Origin of the sequence: Stutzerimonas nosocomialis (assembly GCF_005876855.1) — a bacterium.
In the GTDB taxonomy this organism is placed as follows: domain Bacteria; phylum Pseudomonadota; class Gammaproteobacteria; order Pseudomonadales; family Pseudomonadaceae; genus Stutzerimonas; species Stutzerimonas nosocomialis.
The window spans coordinates 1-19681 of sequence record NZ_QLAE01000013.1 but is presented as its reverse complement, the minus strand read 5'-3'; the positions used below and the strand labels follow the sequence as shown (position 1 = coordinate 19681).

General features: G+C 65.9%; 13 protein-coding genes. 11 read left to right on the top strand and 2 right to left on the bottom strand.

The genetic code is table 11. The annotated features are described in order from the left end of the window. The first annotated feature begins 131 nt into the window (after positions 1 to 131). Both aceE and aceF read left to right on the top strand, forming a co-directional pair. Positions 132 to 2777: a pyruvate dehydrogenase (acetyl-transferring), homodimeric type gene (aceE, locus tag DN824_RS10235; protein ID WP_138408304.1), complete on the top strand. Its 2646-nt coding sequence runs from the start codon at positions 132 to 134 to the stop codon at positions 2775 to 2777. A gap of 29 nt (positions 2778 to 2806) precedes the next feature. Further along, entirely contained in the window at positions 2807 to 4810 is a 2004-nt protein-coding gene (aceF, locus tag DN824_RS10230; RefSeq protein WP_138408303.1) for a dihydrolipoyllysine-residue acetyltransferase, read from the top strand. A gap of 101 nt (positions 4811 to 4911) precedes the next feature. Here the strand turns inward: aceF and DN824_RS10225 are convergent, their stop codons facing one another. After that, on the bottom strand, positions 4912 to 5439 hold the full coding sequence (locus DN824_RS10225; protein ID WP_241663889.1) for a hypothetical protein: 528 nt from the start codon (positions 5437 to 5439) through the stop codon (positions 4912 to 4914). Positions 5440 to 5515: 76 nt separating this feature from the next. Here DN824_RS10225 and DN824_RS10220 point away from each other — a divergent pair, with 76 nt between their 5' ends. The 3 genes from DN824_RS10220 (at position 5516) to rarD (ending at position 9917) form a co-directional block, all read left to right on the top strand. Continuing rightward, on the top strand, positions 5516 to 8191 hold the full coding sequence (locus DN824_RS10220; protein WP_138408302.1) for a putative bifunctional diguanylate cyclase/phosphodiesterase: 2676 nt from the start codon (positions 5516 to 5518) through the stop codon (positions 8189 to 8191). An 83-nt stretch (positions 8192 to 8274) separates the two neighbouring features. Beyond that, on the top strand, positions 8275 to 8943 hold the full coding sequence (gene msrA, locus DN824_RS10215; RefSeq protein WP_138408301.1) for a peptide-methionine (S)-S-oxide reductase MsrA: 669 nt from the start codon (positions 8275 to 8277) through the stop codon (positions 8941 to 8943). An 83-nt stretch (positions 8944 to 9026) separates the two neighbouring features. After that, positions 9027 to 9917: an EamA family transporter RarD gene (gene rarD, locus DN824_RS10210; RefSeq protein WP_138408300.1), complete on the top strand. Its 891-nt coding sequence runs from the start codon at positions 9027 to 9029 to the stop codon at positions 9915 to 9917. Here rarD and DN824_RS10205 read toward each other — a convergent pair whose 3' ends face one another. After that, complete coding sequence (locus tag DN824_RS10205; RefSeq protein ID WP_138408299.1) at positions 9918 to 10436, bottom strand: glycine cleavage system transcriptional repressor; 519 nt, start codon at positions 10434 to 10436, stop codon at positions 9918 to 9920. Positions 10437 to 10685: 249 nt separating this feature from the next. On the opposite strand from DN824_RS10205, the gene DN824_RS10200 reads away from it, so the two are divergent. The 6 genes from DN824_RS10200 to DN824_RS10175 all read left to right on the top strand — a co-directional run bounded on the left by DN824_RS10200 (position 10686) and on the right by DN824_RS10175 (position 19458). Further along, positions 10686 to 12860 (top strand): malate synthase G, encoded by a 2175-nt coding sequence (locus DN824_RS10200; protein WP_138408298.1) that lies wholly within the window; start codon positions 10686 to 10688, stop codon positions 12858 to 12860. Between the two features lie 175 nt (positions 12861 to 13035). After that, a complete protein-coding gene (locus DN824_RS10195) occupies positions 13036 to 14970 on the top strand; it encodes a putative nucleotidyltransferase substrate binding domain-containing protein (RefSeq protein WP_138408297.1) in 1935 nt (644 codons plus the stop codon). Beyond that, positions 14967 to 15674 (top strand): 3'-5' exonuclease, encoded by a 708-nt coding sequence (locus DN824_RS10190; protein ID WP_138408296.1) that lies wholly within the window; start codon positions 14967 to 14969, stop codon positions 15672 to 15674. The genes DN824_RS10195 and DN824_RS10190 overlap by 4 nt, the downstream gene beginning before the upstream one ends. Positions 15675 to 15875: 201 nt before the next feature. Continuing rightward, positions 15876 to 18098: a TonB-dependent receptor gene (locus tag DN824_RS10185; protein WP_138408295.1), complete on the top strand. Its 2223-nt coding sequence runs from the start codon at positions 15876 to 15878 to the stop codon at positions 18096 to 18098. Positions 18099 to 18160: 62 nt separating this feature from the next. Continuing rightward, positions 18161 to 19282, top strand: coding sequence for a PepSY-associated TM helix domain-containing protein (locus DN824_RS10180; RefSeq protein ID WP_138408294.1), 1122 nt, complete (start codon positions 18161 to 18163; stop codon positions 19280 to 19282). Further along, positions 19279 to 19458 carry a hypothetical protein gene (locus DN824_RS10175; RefSeq protein WP_138408293.1) on the top strand — a complete coding sequence of 60 codons (180 nt, stop codon included), beginning with the start codon at positions 19279 to 19281 and terminating at the stop codon, positions 19456 to 19458. Before DN824_RS10180 ends, DN824_RS10175 begins: the two co-directional genes overlap by 4 nt. The last annotated feature ends 223 nt before the right edge of the window (positions 19459 to 19681 follow it).

Here is a 19681-nt window from a genome sequence, read left to right as displayed (position 1 = left end):
GTCCGATTTGTAGTAAAACTACAGAGCCCGGTCATAGCCGGCACTCATCCAAAAAATAAACGCGCCCGCTCAAAAAGCGAGCCGCGACGTAGGCGACCGATTCTGGAAGCCTTTCCGCCCTGGAGCAAGCCATGCAAGACCTTGATCCCGTCGAAACCCAGGAATGGCTGGATGCCCTCGACTCCGTCATCGATCGAGAAGGTGAAGACCGAGCCCACTATCTGCTGACCCGGATGGGCGAACTGGCCACCCGTAGCGGAACACCGCTCCCCTACGCGATCACCACGCCTTACCGCAACACCATCCCGGTCACCCGCGAAGCGCGCATGCCCGGCGACCTGTTCATGGAACGTCGCATCCGCTCGCTGGTCCGCTGGAACGCCCTGGCGATGGTGATGCGCGCCAACCTGAAAGACCCGGACCTGGGTGGCCACATCTCCACCTTCGCTTCCAGCGCCACGCTGTATGACATCGGTTTCAACTACTTCTTCCAGGCGCCGACCGAAGAGCACGGCGGCGACCTGATCTACTACCAGGGCCACGCATCGCCCGGCATCTATGCCCGCGCCTTCCTCGAAGGCCGCCTGACCGAAGAGCAGATGCTCAACTTCCGCCAGGAAGTCGATGGCAACGGCCTGTCGAGCTACCCGCATCCGCACCTGATGCCGGACTTCTGGCAGTTCCCGACCGTCTCCATGGGCCTGGGTCCGATCCAGGCGATCTACCAGGCGCGCTTCATGAAGTACCTGGAGAACCGCGGTTTCATCCCGGCCGGCAAGCAGCGCGTCTGGTGCTTCATCGGCGACGGCGAGTGCGACGAGCCGGAAACCCTCGGCGCCATCTCCCTGGCCGGTCGCGAGAACCTCGACAACCTGATCTTCGTCATCAACTGCAACCTGCAGCGCCTCGATGGCCCGGTTCGCGGCAACAGCAAGATCATCCAGGAGCTCGAAGGCGTCTTCAAAGGCGCCAACTGGAACGTCAACAAGGTCATCTGGGGCCGCATGTGGGACCCGCTGTTCGCCGAAGACGACGACGGCCGCATGCAGCGCCGGATGGACGAGGCGATCGACGGCGAGTACCAGAACTACAAGGCCAAAGACGGCGCCTACGTGCGCAAGCACTTCTTCGGTGCCGATCCGGAGCTGCTCAAGCGCGTCGAGAAGCTGTCCGACGAGGAAGTCTGGAAGCTCAACCGTGGCGGCCACGACCCGTACAAGGTATACGCGGCCTACCATCAGGCGGTGAACCACAAGGGCCAGCCGACCGTGATCCTGGCCAAGACCATCAAGGGGTACGGCACCGGTGCCGGTGAGGCGAAGAACATCGCCCACAACACCAAGAAGGTCGATATCGACAGCCTGAAGAAATTCCGCGACCGCTTCGACATCCCGGTCAACGATTCGCAGCTCGAAGAGCTGCCGTTCTTCCGTCCGGCCGAAGACAGCGCGGAAATGAAGTACCTGCGCAAGTGCCGCGAGAAACTCGGCGGGCACCTGCCGCAGCGTCGTCCGAAGAGCTTCAGCATCCCGACGCCTCCGCTGGAAACCCTCAAGGCCGTGCTCGACGGCTCGGGCGAGCGTGAAATCTCCACCACCATGGCGTTCGGCCGCATCCTCTCGCAACTGGTCAAGGACAAGGACCTGGGCAAGCGCATCGTGCCGATCCTGGCCGACGAGGCGCGCACCTTCGGCATGGAAGGCATGTTCCGCCAGCTGGGCATCTACTCCCCGGTAGGTCAGCTGTACGAGCCGGTCGACCGCGACCAGGTGATGTACTACCGCGAAGAGCGCGACGGCCAGATCCTCCAGGAAGGCCTCAACGAAGCCGGTGCCTTCTCGTCGTTCATCGCCGCGGGCACCGCCTACAGCAACTACAACCAGCCGATGCTGCCGGTCTACATCTTCTATTCGATGTTCGGCTTCCAGCGTATCGGCGACCTGGCCTGGGCGGCGGGCGATGCCCAGACCCGCGGCTTCCTGCTGGGCGGCACCTCCGGGCGCACCACGCTCAACGGCGAAGGCCTTCAGCACGAGGACGGCCACAGCCATATCCTCGCCAGCACCATCCCGAACTGCCGCAGCTACGACCCCACCTACGGCTACGAGCTGGCGGTGATCATGCACCACGGCATGCATCAGATGATGGAGAAGCAGGAAAGCGTCTACTACTACATCACCGTGATGAACGAGAACTACCAGCAGCCCGCCATGCCGGCCGGCGTGGAAGACGGCATCATCAAGGGCATGTACCTGCTCGAGGAAGCCAAGGGCGACTTCAAGCATCGCGTGCAGCTGCTGGGCAGCGGCACCATCCTGCTGGAAGTGCGCGCCGCGGTGGAAATGCTCGCCCAGTTCGGCGTCGGCGCCGATGTGTGGAGCGTCACCAGCTTCAACGAACTGCGCCGTGACGGCCTGGCCGTGGACCGCTGGAACCGCCTGCACCCGACCGAGGAGCCACGCAAGACCTACGTCGAGCAGTGCCTGGAAGGCCGCGAAGGCCCGGTGGTCGCCTCGACCGACTACATGAAGCTGTTCGCCGACCAGATCCGCCAGTGGGTTCCATCCAAGGAATACCAGGTGCTGGGCACCGACGGCTATGGTCGCAGCGACACGCGCAAGAAGCTGCGCGACTTCTTCGAAGTCGATCGTCGCTGGGTCACCCTCGCCGCGCTGCAAGCACTCGCCGATCGAGGCGCCATCGAACGCAAGGTCGTGGCTGACGCCATCACCCAGTTCGGTATCGACCCCGAGAAGCGCAATCCGCTGGATTGCTGATTGCCGCGAGCGAACAGGAGAACATTATTGTGAGTGAAACCATTCGCGTACCCGATATCGGCAGTGGCGAAGGCGAGGTCATCGAGCTGATGGTCAAGGTCGGCGACACCGTCGAGGCCGAGCAGAGCCTGCTGACGCTGGAGTCGGACAAGGCCAGCATGGAGATCCCCGCGCCCAAGGCCGGCAAGATCACCGCGCTGCACATCAAGCTGGGCGACAGCCTGAAGACCGGCGACCTGCTGCTGGACATGGAAAGCGCCGACGGCGAGGCAAGCGAGGGCAAGCCCGAAGCCGCCGAGCCTGCCGGAGCCGCCACCGGCGGTCCGGCCGACGAAGCCGAAGCCCCGACGTCCCCTGGTGACGAGAACCCGTCCGCCTCGGCCGAGGAAGGCGAGTCCCAGGAAATCAAGGTTCCGGACATCGGCTCGTCCGGCAAGGCGAGCGTGATCGAAATTTCGGTCAAGCCCGGCGATACCATCGCCGCCGAGCAGTCACTGATCACCCTGGAGTCCGACAAGGCCAGCATGGAGATCCCCTCTCCCGCCGCGGGCGTGGTCGAGAGCGTCTCGGTCAAGGTCGGCGACGAAGTCGGCACCGGCGATCTGATCCTCGTGCTCAAGGGCGCGACCCAGGCCAAGCCGAAGCAGGCGGCCAGCGCACCGGCGCAAAAGAGCCAGCCCAAGGAGCAGCCCGAGCAAGCCGCCGCCGAACAACCGGCAGGCGACAGCACCGAGGACATCCGGATTCCGGACATCGGCTCCAGCGGCACCGCCAATGTCATCGAGGTCATGGTCAAGGCAGGCGACAAGGTCGAAGCCGACCAGTCGCTGATCACCCTCGAGTCCGACAAGGCCAGCATGGAGATTCCGGCACCCAAGGCCGGCACCGTCGAAAGCGTGTCGATCAAGGTGGGTGACGAAGCCAAGACCGGCGACCTGATCCTGACCCTGAAAGTCGCCGGCGCCGCAGCGCCTGCCAAGGCCGCGGCCAAGGCAGACGACAAGGCTCCGGCCGCAGCACCCCAGCAGTCGGTCGCACCGAACAAGCAGGGCGTGCCGGAAGCCAAGGCATCGGCAGCGCCAGCCCCGGCCGCGACGCCGAGCGCAGACGGCAAGAAAATCCACGCAGGCCCGGCGGTTCGCATGCTGGCCCGCGAGTTCGGCGTCGAGCTGAGCCAGGTCAACGGCAGCGGTCCGAAAGGCCGGATTCTCAAGGAAGACGTACAGAGCTACGTCAAGGCCATGATGCAGCAGGCCAAGAGCGCACCGGCAGCCGCCGCGGGCGCCAGTGGCGGCGCGGGCATCCCGCCGATCCCGACCGTGGACTTCAGCAAGTTCGGCGAAGTCGAAGAAGTCGCCATGACCCGCCTGATGCAGGTGGGCGCGGCCAACCTGCATCGCAGCTGGCTGAACGTGCCCCACGTGACCCAGTTCGACCAGGCCGACATCACCGAGCTCGAAGCCTTCCGCGTCGCCCAGAAGGCCGTGGCGGAAAAGGCCGGCGTCAAGCTGACCGTCCTGCCGCTGCTGCTCAAGGCCTGCGCGCATCTGCTCAAGGAACTGCCGGACTTCAACAGTTCGCTGGCCCCGAGCGGCAAGGCACTGATCCGCAAGAAATACGTGCACCTGGGCTTTGCGGTCGACACCCCCGATGGCCTGCTGGTACCGGTGATCAGGAACGTCGACCAGAAGAGCCTGCTGCAGCTGGCCGCCGAAGCCGCGGAGCTGGCCGAGAAGGCCCGCACCAAGAAGCTTTCGCCGGATGCCATGCAGGGCGCCTGCTTCACCATCTCCAGCCTCGGGCACATCGGTGGCACCGGCTTCACGCCGATCGTCAATGCGCCGGAAGTGGCGATCCTCGGCGTCAGCAAGGCGACCATGCAGCCCGTATGGGACGGCAAGGCCTTCCAGCCCAAGCTGATGCTGCCGCTGTCGCTGTCCTACGATCACCGGGTGATCAACGGCGCCGCCGCGGCGCGCTTCACCAAACGCCTGGGCGAGCTGCTGGCGGACATCCGCACGATGCTGCTGTGAGTTGAATCAGCGTCACTTGCCCCGCCAATTGGCGGGGCTTTTTTTTTGCGCGACGGAGCAGGTCGAAAAGCATCGCCACGCCTGACGGCGCAGCGCGGGGCTCAGCCCTTCTGCAGGTTGCGGATCAGGAACGACAGCGCCTTGGCCAGTTCCTCGGCGCCCTTGGGGTCGCGCAGCAGCGTCAGCATCGGACTGCCATCGGCGGGGCTGCCGACCACGCAGACCAGCCCCTGCGCGGGGCACTGATAGTGAAGATAAGGATCGACGCCGTAGACCGACAGCGTACGGTTGTTGACCGCCACCGTTCCGTTCTGGTGGCGGATTTCCTCGCGAATCCGAAGCTCCCCCGGCCCGCCGACGCTCAGCTGGTAGTTCAGGTCGTGGGGGTCGGGCTGACCGACCTGGTAGGCGGCCCGCAGCGCGTAGGTGTTGAGCAGATCGTTGCTGTGTGCGAGCAGGGCATCACGCTCGTTCTCGGTGAGGTACAGCCCCTTGATCTGAGCCAGGTAGCGAGCCGGCTCGTCGGACCCTAAAGAGCCCTGGTTCTGCGCCGAAACAGTAGGAACGCACACGCAGAAAAGCGGGATGAGCAGTAACTTGGAGAGCTGGCTTGTCAGTCCTCTTCGCATGATGCACCCTTGCTAAGGTTTAATATTATTGGGCCATCAGCCCGATGCGGTCAGCCTACTGGAAGCGATCCGTTCGATGATAATACATACCGATGCCGCCAGCCGTACGGCGACCGAGGTTGTGACGCAGTTGCCAGTGCCGTCCAGGCTGGGAATGCTGCGCTTCGAACGCCTGAACGAGCCCAGCTGGGCGCTGCTTTTTCTCGACCCGATGTGCGAACGCCGATTCGGCCTGGCGGCGGCCGAACTCTGCTCGCTGATCGGCTCGCCTTACGCCAGCCTGATGGAGCCGGAGGTCCGGCACCAGCGCCACGACGATATCCAGAAACAGCTGGCCGACGAGCCCTACTACCAGGTGAGCTACCGCCTGCACACGCCCTGCGGCGTACTGAACATGCTGGAGATCGGCGAGCCCTATCAGCAACATGGACGGCCGCTGCTACGCGGCTACCTGCTGGCCACCGACCCGGCGCAAGACGCTTGCGACCATGAACTGCAGGCCCAGAACGCCCGCCTGCGCGCCTCGCTGGGGCTGTATCAGCATGCCCAGCAGGAACACCTGCAGCACCTGGTCAGGTCGCATGCCCAGCATGCGCTGATCGCCCAGCTGGCGCGCCACCGCTACAGCTCCGGCAACCCGTCCCTGGAGGCCGCCCAGCTCATCAGCCAGGCGGCCTGCGAGGTGTACAACCTGTCGTCGGCCAGCATCTGGCTGCTCAAGGACGACCAGCTGGCGCCGGTCGCCCGCTATTGCGGTGAAGACGATGGCCAGGCGCTGCCGCCGGCCATCGACACCCGGCTGTGCCCCCGTTACCTCGAAGCCCTGCACAGCGACCGCGCGATCGATGCCGGCGATGCCCGCCACGACGTGCGCATCCGCGAGCTGACCGGCCAGCACCTGGCCACGGAGGTGGTGTCCCGGCTGGATGCGGCCATCCGTATCGGCGGCGAACTGGTGGGCATGCTCTGCCTCGAGCAGTTTGGCACGGCGCGAACCTGGCAGAGCGACGAGATCGCCTTTGCCGGCGAGCTGGCGGACCAGTACGCGCAGGTGCTCGCCAACCAGCAGCGCCTGAGCGCCACCCACGCGCTGCACCTGTTCAAGCGGGCCGTGGAGCAGAGCGCCAGCGCCTTCATCCTGGTCGACCGCGACGGCCTGGTGGAATATGCCAACCCGAGCTTCACCGCCATCACCCAGTACGGCCTCGAGGAAGTCCAGGGCCGCCACCTGTCCGACATCCCGGCGTTCGAGAACCTGAGCGAACTGCTGTTCGACGCCAAATCGGTGCTGGCGAGCAACAACAGCTGGCAGGGGGAATTCCGCAGCCGGCGCAAGAACATGGAGCCCTACTGGGGCCAGCTGTCGATCTCCAAGGTATTCGGCGAGAACGGCGAGCTCACCCACTACATCGGCATCTACGAAGACGTCACCCAGGGCAAGCTCGCCCAGCAGCACATCGAACGCCTGGCCTATACCGACAACCTCACCAGCCTCGGCAACCGCCCCTACTTCATCCGCAGCCTGGAAGAACGTTTCGTCAGCGAGCCCCCGCCGCGGTTGTCGCTGATGCTGGTCGACATCGACAACTTCAAGCGGATCAACGACACCCTCGGCCACCAGACCGGCGACAAACTGCTGACCAGCCTCGCCCGCCGACTGCGTAACAGCATGAGCCGCGACACCGTACTGGCACGCTTCGCCAGCAACGAGTTCGCGATCCTTCTCGACGACATGGACGTGGAGGGCGGGCAGCGCCTGGCCGCCGACGTCCTGCGCACGCTCGACAAGCCGCTGTTCGTCGACGGCCAGCTGATCAGCGTGAGCGGCTCGGTAGGCCTGGCCTGCGCCCCGCTCCACGGGCGGGACCCGCAAACCCTGATGAAGCATGCCGGCCTCGCCCTGCACAAGGCCAAGGCCAACGGCAAGCACCAGGTGCAGGTGTTCACCGAGACCCTCAACGCCGAAGCCAATTACAAACTGTTCGTGGAGAACAACCTGCGCCGCGCGCTGACCCAGAACGAGCTGGAAGTCTTCTATCAGCCCAAGCTGAGCCTGCGCACCGGCAGGCTGCAGGGCATGGAAGCCTTGCTGCGCTGGCGTCACCCGGAAAAGGGCATGATCCAGCCGGACCAGTTCATCAGCGTGGCCGAGGAAACCGGGCTGATCATCCCGATCGGCAAATGGGTCGTCCGCCAGGCCTGCCGGATGAGCCTGCAGCTGTCGGCCCTGGGCCTGGGCAACCTGCCGGTGGCCATCAACGTCTCGCCCAAGCAGTTCTCCGACCCGGAGCTGCTGACCTCGATCGCCGCGATCCTGGCCGAGGAGCAGATCGCCCCGGCGCTGCTCGAACTCGAACTGACCGAAAGCCTGCTGCTCGACGCCACCGAGGACACCCGCCAGCAGTTGCTCGGCCTCAAGGCGCTGGGGCTGACCCTGGCGATGGACGACTTCGGCACCGGCTACTCGTCGCTGAGCTACCTGAAGAAATTTCCCATCGACGTGATCAAGATCGATCGCAGCTTCATCAAGGACATCCCCGACAGCCAGGACGACATGGAAATCACCTCCGCGGTGATCGCCATGGCCCACAACCTCAAGCTCAAGGTGGTCGCCGAGGGCATCGAGACGGCCTCGCAGCTGGCCTTCCTGCGGCGCCACCGCTGCGATATCGGCCAGGGTTTCCTGTTCGACAAGGCGATTTCGGGCCGCGACCTGGTCGAGCGGCTGCGCCATTACCGGCTACGCGCCTGACCTGCGGCACGCCTTGACGCTTCTATCCACGCGCGCACTCTTGTAGCGTAGGGGCTTTCCCCTGCCGACAATCGAGGTCGTCCATGGTCCTGCGATCGCAAATCCTGGTTGATAAACAAGCGCTGCCGAGCGCCGAGCAGGCCCTTCCTGGCCGCTCGACGCCCATGCCGGTGCCCGAAACCCACTACGTCAATGGCAATGCCCTGCAAGCGCCCTTCCCCGCCGGACTGCAGCAGGCCGTCTTCGGCATGGGCTGTTTCTGGGGCGTGGAGCGCCTGTTCTGGCAACAGCCCGGCGTCTGGACCACCGCGGCCGGTTATGCCGGCGGCCTGACGCCCAACCCGACCTACGAGGAAGTCTGCTCCGGTCTGACCGGGCACACCGAGGTGGTGCTGGTGGTGTTCGATCCGGCGCAGACCAGCTACGAAGCGCTGCTCAAACTGTTCTGGGAAGCCCACAACCCGACCCAGGGCATGCGCCAGGGCAACGACCTGGGCACCCAGTACCGCTCGGCGATCTACTGCTTCGACGACGAGCAAAAGGCGGCGGCAGAAGCCAGCCGCGAGGCCTTCCAGGCCGAGCTCGCGCGTGCCGGCCACGGCGGGATCACCACGGAGATCGCCGACGCGCCGACGTTCTACTACGCCGAGGCCTACCACCAGCAATACCTGGCGAAAAACCCCAACGGCTATTGCGGCCTGGGCGGCACCGGCGTCTGCCTGCCGCCGCAACTCGCCGGCGCGCCGGCCTGAGGTTCACAGGCACTACGCAGCGCAGACAGCAGTTGGATTCCGGCGCACAATAGCCGGTTTCCAACTGCCTGCGAACATCCCCCATGGCAACCGCCGACCTGCGCAAGGGCTACCTCCTGGGCCTTGCCGCCTACCTGATCTGGGGCCTGTTCCCGCTCTACTTCAAACTGCTCACCGTTTTCGATCCGATGCTCATCGTCACCCAGCGGGCGATCTGGTCGGCGCTGTTCGGCGCGCTGGCGCTGTGGATCTGGAAACATCCCGGCTGGTGGCGGGAACTGCTCGCGCATCCCAGGCGCATCGCCGTGCTGGCGGTGAGCGGCCTGCTGATCGCCAGCAACTGGCTGATCTACGTCTGGGCGGTGAACAACGACCATATGGTCGAGGCCAGCCTCGGCTACTACATCAATCCGCTGGTCAACGTGCTGCTGGGCCTGGTGCTGCTGCGCGAGCGGCTGCGCCCGCTGCAGTGGCTGGCGGTCGCCCTCGCCGCGCTGGGCGTGGCGCAGCAGGTGTTCACCCTCGGCCAGCTACCCTGGGTGTCGATGGCGCTGGCCCTGACCTTCAGCGTCTACGGCTTGCTGCGCAAGCAGGCGCCGGTGGCCGCGCTGCCGGGCCTGGTGGTGGAGACGTGGCTGCTGCTGCCCGTGGCGCTGGCCTGGCTGGCGTTCTCGGGCCACCCCGAATACGCCGAGCCCGCGCAATGGCAGCGGGTGGAGGCGCTCTGGCTGGTCGCCGCCGGGCCGGTGACGCTGATCCCGCTGCTGTGCTTCAACGCCGCCGCACGGCATCTGCCCTATTCCACCCTCGGGTTCCTGCAGTACATCGCACCGACCCTGATCCTGATCCTGGCGGTGCAGGTGTTCCATGAGCCCTTCCCCGCCGACAAACTGCTCGCCTTCGCCTTCATCTGGGCCGGCTTGCTGGTGTACAGCTTCGACACCTGGCGCCTGCTGCGCCGGCGGCGCGCCTGATCACTCGGTCGGCTGCAGCTCCAGCTCGACCATCAGGTCGTCGGCGAGCGTTTCCAGGCGCGCCTGCAGCTGTTCCAGCGACAGCTGCGGCGGCACCGCCAGCCGCGCCTCGGCATGGAACAGCAGCTCGCTGCTCATCGGCGCCGGCAACACGTCGGTGTCCAGGCTTTCGACGTTGACGCCCTGCTCGGCCAGCACGCGGCTGATGTCGCGCACGATGCCCGGGCGGTCATTGCCCACCAGCCGCAGCCCGATCGCCTGCCAGCCGCTCTGCGGCTCGTTGCCGCTGGGCGCCAGCAGCACGCGGATGCCCTGACCGCTGAGCCCCTCGAGGGCCGCGACCAGCGGCGCGGGATCATCGCCCGGCACCGCCACCCGCAGGATACCGGCGAACTGCCCGGCCATTCGCGACATGCGGCTTTCCAGCCAGTTGCCGCCCTGTCCGGCGATGCAGTCGGCGATGCGCCCGACCAGCCCGGGCTGGTCCTCGGCAATGATGGTCAGTACCAAGTGATTCATGAAGGCTCCTCGCAGGTGGTCGATACGGTTGTGACGGCGCAGGTGCGCCCGCCGGATGCCCTGATTAAAGCACCCGCGCCGGCGTCATGCTATTTGCCCGGACGTTCATGTAGTATTCGCCGCCGAGCACTACAAAAACCCGCTGATTGCCCGCCGGGCGCTGATAGCACGCCCGGCTCGACGTCGTATGTGCGACGTTCGGGGGCCGTCGGCGTACACATTCCAGGCTGAACAAGAGTGAGGCAAGCAATGACTGAGCGCGTTCAAATCGGTGGGCTGCAGGTCGCCAGGGTTCTTTACGACTTCGTCAACGACGAAGCGATCCCCGGCACCGGCATCGAGCAGCAGGCCTTCTGGCAGGGCGCCGCGGCGGTCATTCACGACCTCGCCCCGAAGAACCGCGCGCTGCTGGCCAAACGCGACGCGCTGCAGGCGCAGATCGACGCCTGGCACCAGGCACGCACCGGCCAGGCGCACGATCCGGTGGCCTACAAGGCCTTCCTGGAGGACATCGGCTACCTGCTGCCGCAGCCTGAGGACTTCCAGGCCGGCACCCTGAACGTGGACGAGGAGATCGCGCGCATGGCCGGCCCGCAGCTGGTGGTGCCGATCATGAACGCGCGCTTCGCCTTGAACGCCGCCAACGCCCGCTGGGGCTCGCTGTACGACGCGCTGTACGGCACCGACGCCATCTCCGAAGAGGGCGGCGCGAGCAAGGGGCCGGGCTACAACGATGTCCGCGGTGCCCGGGTCATCGCCTTCGCGCGCAACTTCCTGGACCAGGCCGCACCACTGGAAAGCGGCTCCCATGCCGACGCCCGCGGCTATCGCATCGAGGGCGACCGGCTGGTGGTCGACCTGCCGGCCGGTGCCACCTCACTCCGGGATCGGACCCAATTGTCCGGCTACCAGGGCGATCACACCGCGCCGCAGGCGATCCTGCTCACGCACAACGGCCTGCACTTCGAGATCCAGATCGATTCCGACAGCCCGATCGGGCAGACCGATGCGGCCGGCGTGAAGGACATCCTCATGGAGTCCGCGCTGACCACCATCATGGACTGCGAAGACTCCATCGCCGCCGTCGATGCCGACGACAAGACGCTGGTCTACCGCAACTGGCTGGGCCTGATGAAGGGCGACCTGGCCGAATCGGTGAGCAAGGGCGGCAGCCGGTTCACCCGCACCATGAACCCCGACCGCGTCTACACCCGCCCCGACGGCAGCGAACTCACCCTGCACGGCCGCTCGCTGCTGTTCATCCGCAACGTCGGCCACCTGATGACCAACGACGCGATTCTCGACCAGGATGGTAACGAAGCGCCGGAAGGCATCCTCGACGGGCTCTTCACCAGCCTGATCGCGTTGCACAACCTCAAGGGCAACACCAGCCGCACCAACTCGCGTACCGGTTCGGTCTACATCGTCAAGCCGAAGATGCACGGCCCCGAAGAGGTCGCCTTCGCCACCGAGCTGTTCGGTCGCGTGGAAGACGTCCTGGGCATGGCGCGCAATACGCTGAAGATCGGCATCATGGACGAGGAACGCCGCACCACGGTCAACCTCAAGGCCTGTATCGCCCAGGCGCGCGATCGCGTCGTGTTCATCAACACCGGCTTCCTCGACCGCACCGGCGACGAAATCCACACCTCGATGGAGGCCGGCCCGATGGTGCGCAAGGCGGCGATGAAGGGCGAGAAATGGATAGCCGCCTACGAGAACAACAACGTCGACGTCGGCCTCGCCTGTGGGCTGCAGGGCCGCGCCCAGATCGGCAAGGGCATGTGGGCCATGCCCGACCTGATGGCCGCGATGCTCGAGCAGAAGATCGGCCACCCCATGAGCGGCGCCAACACCGCCTGGGTACCCTCGCCCACCGCCGCGACGCTGCACGCCCTGCACTACCACCAGGTCGACGTCTTCGCCCGCCAGGCCGAACTCGCCACGCGCGCCAAGGCCTCGCTGGACGACATCCTCACGCTGCCGCTGGCCACCGATTTGCACTGGAGCGCGCAGGAGATCCAGAACGAACTGGACAACAACGCACAGGGCATCCTCGGCTACGTGGTGCGCTGGGTCGAACAGGGCATCGGCTGCTCCAAGGTGCCGGACATCAACGACGTCGGCCTGATGGAAGACCGCGCCACCCTGCGCATCTCCAGCCAGCACATGGCCAACTGGCTGCGCCACGGCGTGGTGACCGAGGCTCAGGTGCGCGAAAGCCTCGAGCGGATGGCCGCCGTGGTCGACCGGCAGAACGCGGGCGATCCGCTGTATCGCCCGATGGCGCCGAATTTCGACGACAGCGTCGCCTTCCAGGCCGCGGTCGAACTGGTACTCGAAGGTGCCCGCCAACCCAACGGCTACACCGAGCCGGTCCTGCACCGCCGCCGCCGCGAGTTCAAGGTCCGGCAGCGCACGTAATACGCCGCCACGAGCATAGAACGCCTCCGCAAGGGGGCGTTTCTCGTTCCGCAGGGGAAAAGAACCGCTGGCAGCGACCGATCCGCATCGTTCGCGGTCTTCACTAGACTTACGTCCAATGGGCGGCCTGCGAGGCCCTCGCCAAGATCAAGAACAAAAAACGGAACAGCCAGCCATGAGCAAAGCCGATGCCTTCGCCGAGGCGGGGAAAACTGCAGTGCTGCAGAACATCCACGGCACCATGGAATTCCTGCGTCGATACCCGCCGTTCAACCAGATGGAAAGCGCCCACCTGGCGTTTCTGGTGGAGAATTGCCAGCTGCGCTTCTACAGCGCCGGGGAGTCGATCATCAAACCCGACGACGGCCCGGTCGAGCACTTCTATATCGTCAAGCAGGGGCGCGTGCATGGCGAGCGGCCGCATTCGGCAAGGCGCGGGACGGAGACCACCTTCGAGATCACCGCGGGCGAATGCTTTCCGATGGCCGCGCTGATCGGCGAGCGCGCGACCCGTACCGAACACCTGGCCGCCGACGACACCTTCTGCCTGCTGCTCAACAAGCCTGCGTTCATCAAGCTCTTCGCCCTCTCCGGGCCGCTGCGCGATTTCGCCCTGCGCGGCGTCAGCAGCCTGCTCGAGCAGGTCAACCAGCAGGTGCAGCTGCGCGCGGTGGAAAGCCTCGGCGCGCAGTATTCGCTCGACACCCGCCTCGGCAGCCTGGCCCTGCAGAAGCCGGTGTCCTGTCCGCCTTCGACGCCGCTCAACGAAGCGGTGCGGACCATGCACGAGCAGCATGTCGGCAGCATCGTCATCGTCGACGACGAGCGCCGGCCGCTGGGCATCTTCACCCTGCGCGACCTGCGCCGGGTCATTGCCGATGGCGCCTGTGACCTCGGCCAGGCCATCGAGGAGCTGATGACACAGGAGCCCTTCCACCTGCCGCCGGACGCCACGGCCTTCGACGCGGCGATCGCCATGACCGAGCGCCATATCGCCCACGTCTGCGTGGTCAGCGACGGCAAGCTGCGAGGGGTGGTCTCCGAGCGGGACCTGTTCTCCCTGCAGCGCGTGGACCTCGTGCACATGGCGCGGACCATCCGCAATGCGTCGCGGGTGCAGACGCTGGCGGCCATGCGCAGCGACATTCGCCAGCTGGTAGACAACATGCTGGCACACGGCGCCTCGTCGACCCAGATCACCCACATCATCACCCTGCTCAACGACCACACCGTCTGCCGCGTGATCGAGCTGGCGATCGAGGAGCTGGGCGACCCCGGCGTGCCCTTCACCTGGCTCTGCTTCGGCAGTGAAGGGCGGCGCGAGCAGACACTGCACACCGACCAGGACAACGGCATCCTGTTCGAGGCCGAGGATGCCGCCGAAGCGGCCAGCATCCGCGGTCGGCTGCTGCCCCTGGCCGAACGCATCAACCACGACCTGGCCACCTGCGGCTTCACCCTGTGCAAGGGCAACATCATGGCGGGCAATCCGCAGCTGTGCCTGTCCCGGCTGGAATGGGGCAAGCGCTTCAGGACCTTCGTGCGCGAGTCGACGCCGGAAAACCTGCTCGGCTGCACCATCTACTTCGACCTGCGCTCCGTGTGGGGCCCGCCCGACGGCTGCGAGCAGCTTCGCCACGCCCTGCTCGAGGAAATCCAGAGCAACAGCCTATTCCAGCGCATGCTGGCCGAAACCGCGCTGCGCCACCGCCCGCCGGTGGGCCGCTTCCGCGACTTCGTGGTGGCGCGCAAGGGGGCCGAAAAGGACACCCTGGACCTGAAGGTGCAGGGCCTGACGCCCTTCGTCGACGGCGCGCGGCTGCTCGCCCTGAGCCACGGGATCGGCGCGACCAATACCCTCGAGCGCCTGCGCCTGCTGGTCGACGCCAAGGTGATCGACGCCAAGGACGGCGCCGCCTATGAGGAGGCCTACCACTTCATCCAGCAGACCCGGATGCAGGAACACCAGAACCAGGCGCGGCTGGGCCAGCCCTACTCCAACCGCCTGGACCCGGACAACCTCAACCACCTGGATCGGCGCATCCTGCGCGAATCCTTCCGCCAGGCCCAGCGCCTGCAGAGCAGCCTCGCCCTGCGTTATCAGCTATGAATTTTCCCTGGTTCAACAAGCCGCAGCAGAAGGCGCTGGATGCCGAGCAGCAACGCCGGCTGGCGGAGCTGCCGGAGCCCGACCCGCTGGACGAACGCCCGCTGCGCCAGCAGCGCCTGGTGGTGCTCGATCTGGAAACCAGCGGCCTGAACGTCAAGCGCGACCAGGTGCTGTCGATCGGCGCGGTGGTCATCGAGGACGGCGGCATCGACCTGGGCGAGCAGTTCGAGCGGACCCTCTATCGCCCCGGCCACAAGGTCAGCGAAAGCGTGCTCATCCACGGTATCGCCCCGAGCGCCCTGGCCCTGGGCAGCGAGCCGGCCGATGCGCTGCTGGACTTCATGGCCTTCGTCGGCACCAGCCCCCTGCTCGCCTTTCACGCCGGCTTCGACCGGCAGATGCTTGCCCGCGCGCTGAAACAGACGCTGGGTTACCGGCTGCGCCATCCCTTCCTCGACGTGGCCGAGCTGGCCCCGATGCTCTGCCCGGACGATCGCCCCCGCAACGGCGGTCTGGACGACTGGGCGAAGCGCTTCGACCTGCAGGTCCAGCAGCGCCACCACGCCAGCGCCGACGCCCTGGTGACCGCCGAGCTGGCCCTGATCCTGTTCAGCCGCGCGCGGCGGCAGGGGTTGGATAGCCCGGCGGCGCTGGCTGAAAGCCTCGCCGGCTGGCGCCGCCGGCAGAAGGCTCGCATAGGCTGAGGCAGCGTTACTGCCAGCCCATTCGCTCCGAAGCGCCACCGTCTGGAACGGCCGGTACAAAGCCCTCGGCGACACGGCGGAGCCAGATCGAAACAATGTTGCGAATCGTTATCACCATGCCTATAGTTGCGGCCTTACACCCTGCCGCTCGACGCCGATCGGCAGCGCTTTCCATCACTGGACCACGCCACAGGCCTCCCAATGCCCAGCATCCATCCGTCGCGTCTTTCGGGTCACGGTTTCGCCCTTCTGCCTCTCTGCCTGGCCATCAGCCTTGCCGCCGCTCCGGCCATGGCGCAGCAGGCACCTGCCAATGCGCCAGCGTCGAGCGAGCCAGTCGAGTTGTCCGACACCACCGTGGTCGCCGCCGACGCCTCGGCAGGCGGTCTGACCCAGCCCTACGCGGGCGAGCAGGTCGCACGCGGCGGTCGGGTGGGGATTCTCGGCAACCAGGACTACATGGATACGCCGTTCACCTCGACGGCCTATACCTCGCAGCTGATCCAGGATCAGCAGGCGCGCAGCGTGTCGGACATCATGCAGAACGATCCGTCGGTTCGTGTGGCGCGCGGCTTCGGCAACATGCAGGAGCTGTATGTCGTCCGCGGTTTCCCGCTCTTCTCGGACGATATTTCCTACAACGGCCTGTATGGCCTGCTGCCACGCCAGTACGTGGCCGCCGAATTCATCGAGCGGGCGGAAGTCTTCCGTGGCGCCAGCGCCTTCCTCAACGGCGCAGCGCCTGGTAGCACCGGCATGGGCGGCATGATCAACCTGCTGCCCAAGCGAGCGCCCAACGAACCGCTGACCCGCCTGACCCTGGGCGCGGAAAATGGAGGTCAAGGCGTCGCGGCGGCCGACATAGGCCGCCGCTTCGGCGAGGACGATCGCTTCGGCGTGCGTCTGAATGCAGCCAAGCATGACGGCGACACCACGGTCGACGATGAAAGCCGCACGCTCGATATGTTCGCCCTCGGTCTGGACTACCAGGGTGACAATTTCCGCCTGTCCGCCGACATCGGTCACCAATACCACTTCCTCGATACCCCTCGCCCGAGCGTGACGCCCGTAGGCGTCGTCCCCAGCGCACCGGATGCCAAGGACAACTTCGCCCAACCCTGGACTTATTCGAAGGAGAAGCAGACATTCGGCACCTTCCGCGCCGAGTACGATTTCTCCAACTCGATGACGGGCTGGCTGGCCGCCGGCGTACGCGATGGAGAGGAAAGGAATCGACTGGCAGGCCCAAGCTATGCCGGCCCAGGCGCCACCACGTTCTCGCGCTTCGACAACAGCCGGGAGGACAAGGTGTCGACGGGGGAAATCGGGCTGCGCGGTATGGCTCTGACGGGCACGGTCAGCCATCAATGGGTCGTGTCGGCCGCCACGTTCCATTCGGAAGAACGCAACGCCTGGGCCATGTCGGGGAACTTCGCCGGGGATCTGTACGACCCGTTCGACGCAGCCCTTGCGCCGATCACCTTCAGCGGTGGCTCCATGTCCGATCCCAAGCGTTCTCAGCGAATTCAGACCCAGAGCCTGGCCATCGCCGACACCCTCGGTTTCCTCGATGACCGCCTGCTGGTGACCCTCGGAGCCCGCCGTCAGGGCATCGAAACCAGGAACTACAATAACGACACCGGCAATCGCACCTCGAAAGACAACCGCTATGAAACCACCCCGGTCGCGGGCGTGGTCTACAAGCTGACCGACGAGCTTTCGGCCTATGCGAACTACATCGAGGGCCTGGCCAGAGGCGACACTGCGCCTGGCACCACCACGCTTCCCGATGGAACGATCGTGCCTGTGGAGAACGCCGGTCAGTCACTGGAACCGCATGTCGCCAAGCAGACCGAAGTCGGCCTCAAGTACGACGGCGGAATCCTGGGCGGCAGCCTCGCGGTCTTCAACACCGAGAGGCCGTTCGGTGTTCTCTCCGACCGCGTCTTCCGCGAAGGCGGCGAGCAGCGCAATCGAGGTATCGAGCTGAGCATGTTTGGCGAGCCCGTTTACGGCGTGCGCGTCCTGGGTGGCCTGACATTGCTCGACAGCGAACTGACCAAAACGCAGGACGGCCTTGATGAAGGCAACCACGCCATAGGCGTACCGCGCACCCAGGCCAATATCGGCGGCGAATGGGACGTACCAGGATTACCGGGACTGACCTTGACCAGCCGGGTCGTCTATACCAGCAGCCAGTACGTGAATACTGCCAATGACCTGGAAATCCCGTCCTGGACCCGACTGGACCTCGGCGCACGCTACCGGATGACCATCGAAGATCGTGACGTCACCCTGCGCGCACGCCTGGATAATGCCACCGGCCGCGATTACTGGGCCTCCACGGGAGGCTATCCGGGCTCCAACTACCTCGTCCTCGGCGCGCCACGCACCCTCTCCGTGAGCGCAACGATCGACTTCTGATCCCCGCACCGAGCCGACACCCAGGGCCGCTCAAGACGAGCGGCCCTTTATTTTGGATAGTCATGAAAAGCACCACCATCCGCCGCTGGTCATTCGTCCACACCTGGACCAGCCTGATCTGCACCCTGTTCATGCTGTTGCTGGCCGTGACCGGCCTGCCGCTGATCTTCCACCATGAGCTCGAGCACCTGCTCGGCGAGGCACCGCAGCTTCGCGAGATGCCGGCAGGCACGCCGCACCTGAGCCTGCAGCAGCTGGTCCAGGCCGCCGAGCGGCAGCGCCCGGGCGAGGTCATGCAGTACATGGGCTGGGACGAGGACGACCCGAACGGTGTCGTCGCGATCATGGCGGCGACCGCCGCGACCGAGCCGAACTCGTCGCACACCTTCATGCTCGACGCCCGCACCGGGGAAGCCGTGGCGATGCCGGCCGCCAACGGCGGGCTGCTGATGTTCTTCCTGCGCATGCACGTGGACATGTTCGCCGGGCTGCCCGGCAAGCTGCTGCTGGCCTTCATGGGCATTCTCTTCGTCGTCGCGATCGTCTCGGGGGTGGTGCTCTATGCACCCTTCATGCGGCGGCTGGATTTCGCCCAGGTACGTCACGAGAAATCCACCCGCACCCGCTGGCTCGACCTGCACAACCTGATCGGCATCGTCACGCTCAGCTGGGCCTGCGTGGTGGGCGTGACCGGCGTGATCAGCGCCACCGCCGACCTGCTGATCGCGGCCTGGCGCAACGAGTCGCTGATGGAAATGGTCGCGCCCTACCGCGATCTGCCCCCGCCGGAGCACCTCGCATCCCAGGACAGGCTGTTGCAGATCGCCAGCGAGGCGGTGCCCGGCATGGAGACGGATTTCATCGCCTTCCCCGGGACCCGCTTCTCCAGCGAGCACCACTATGCGGTATTCATGAAAGGCAACACGCACCTGATCTCGCACCTGTCGATGCCGGTGCTGATCGACGCCCAGACCCTCGAGGTCACCGCCGTCGGCGAGCGCCCCTGGTACATGGACGCACTGGCGCTGTCCTCGCCGCTGCATTTCGGCGACTACGGCGGGCGGCCGATGCAGATCCTGTGGGCGGTGCTCGACGTGCTGACCATCGTCGTGCTGGTCAGCGGTCTCTACCTCTGGTGGGCTCGCCGGCGCAACGCCGCCGTCGGCCGCGCGGTGCTGCAATGAGCTGGCGCCGTTCGACCTTCCTGTTGCCCACGCTGATCGCCCTGCTGAGCGCGTTCGGCCTGTTCGCCGCCCTGCTCGGCGACGGCGCGTGGGACGCGCCGGCCTGGCTCGGGCTGGGCATTCCCGCCGTGCTGGGGAGCTGGCCGCTGTTGAGGCGTACCAAGCGTCACCGCTGACCGGAAGCCTGTGGCGGTTGCCGGCCAGCCGCTGTGCGAGGCTGACGCCGGCGCGGTGTTCTTCTTCACGCGGCATACAGGGGCCCGATCACTGTCGCCGCGGCGCGCGCCCCTTATACTGCCGGCCGAAAAACCCACCAGCCCCATCGAGAGTTTTCGTGTCCCGCGCCTTTCCCCTTGCCTCACGTGCCTGGCTGCTCATCCTTTTGGCGCTCTGTCTCTG

Bases quoted from the DNA above. Each gene is read 5' to 3' on its own strand.
- aceE (WP_138408304.1), top strand. From the start codon at position 132: ATGCAAGACCTTGATCCCGTCGAAACCCAGGAATGGCTGGATGCCCTC.
- DN824_RS10225 (WP_241663889.1), bottom strand. From the start codon at position 5,439: ATGCGAAGAGGACTGACAAGCCAGCTCTCCAAGTTACTGCTCATCCCG.
- DN824_RS10220 (WP_138408302.1), top strand. From the start codon at position 5,516: ATGATAATACATACCGATGCCGCCAGCCGTACGGCGACCGAGGTTGTG.
- msrA (WP_138408301.1), top strand. From the start codon at position 8,275: ATGGTCCTGCGATCGCAAATCCTGGTTGATAAACAAGCGCTGCCGAGC.
- rarD (WP_138408300.1), top strand. From the start codon at position 9,027: ATGGCAACCGCCGACCTGCGCAAGGGCTACCTCCTGGGCCTTGCCGCC.
- DN824_RS10205 (WP_138408299.1), bottom strand. From the start codon at position 10,436: ATGAATCACTTGGTACTGACCATCATTGCCGAGGACCAGCCCGGGCTG.
- DN824_RS10200 (WP_138408298.1), top strand. From the start codon at position 10,686: ATGACTGAGCGCGTTCAAATCGGTGGGCTGCAGGTCGCCAGGGTTCTT.
- DN824_RS10195 (WP_138408297.1), top strand. From the start codon at position 13,036: ATGAGCAAAGCCGATGCCTTCGCCGAGGCGGGGAAAACTGCAGTGCTG.
- DN824_RS10190 (WP_138408296.1), top strand. From the start codon at position 14,967: ATGAATTTTCCCTGGTTCAACAAGCCGCAGCAGAAGGCGCTGGATGCC.
- DN824_RS10185 (WP_138408295.1), top strand. From the start codon at position 15,876: ATGCCCAGCATCCATCCGTCGCGTCTTTCGGGTCACGGTTTCGCCCTT.
- DN824_RS10180 (WP_138408294.1), top strand. From the start codon at position 18,161: ATGAAAAGCACCACCATCCGCCGCTGGTCATTCGTCCACACCTGGACC.
- DN824_RS10175 (WP_138408293.1), top strand. From the start codon at position 19,279: ATGAGCTGGCGCCGTTCGACCTTCCTGTTGCCCACGCTGATCGCCCTG.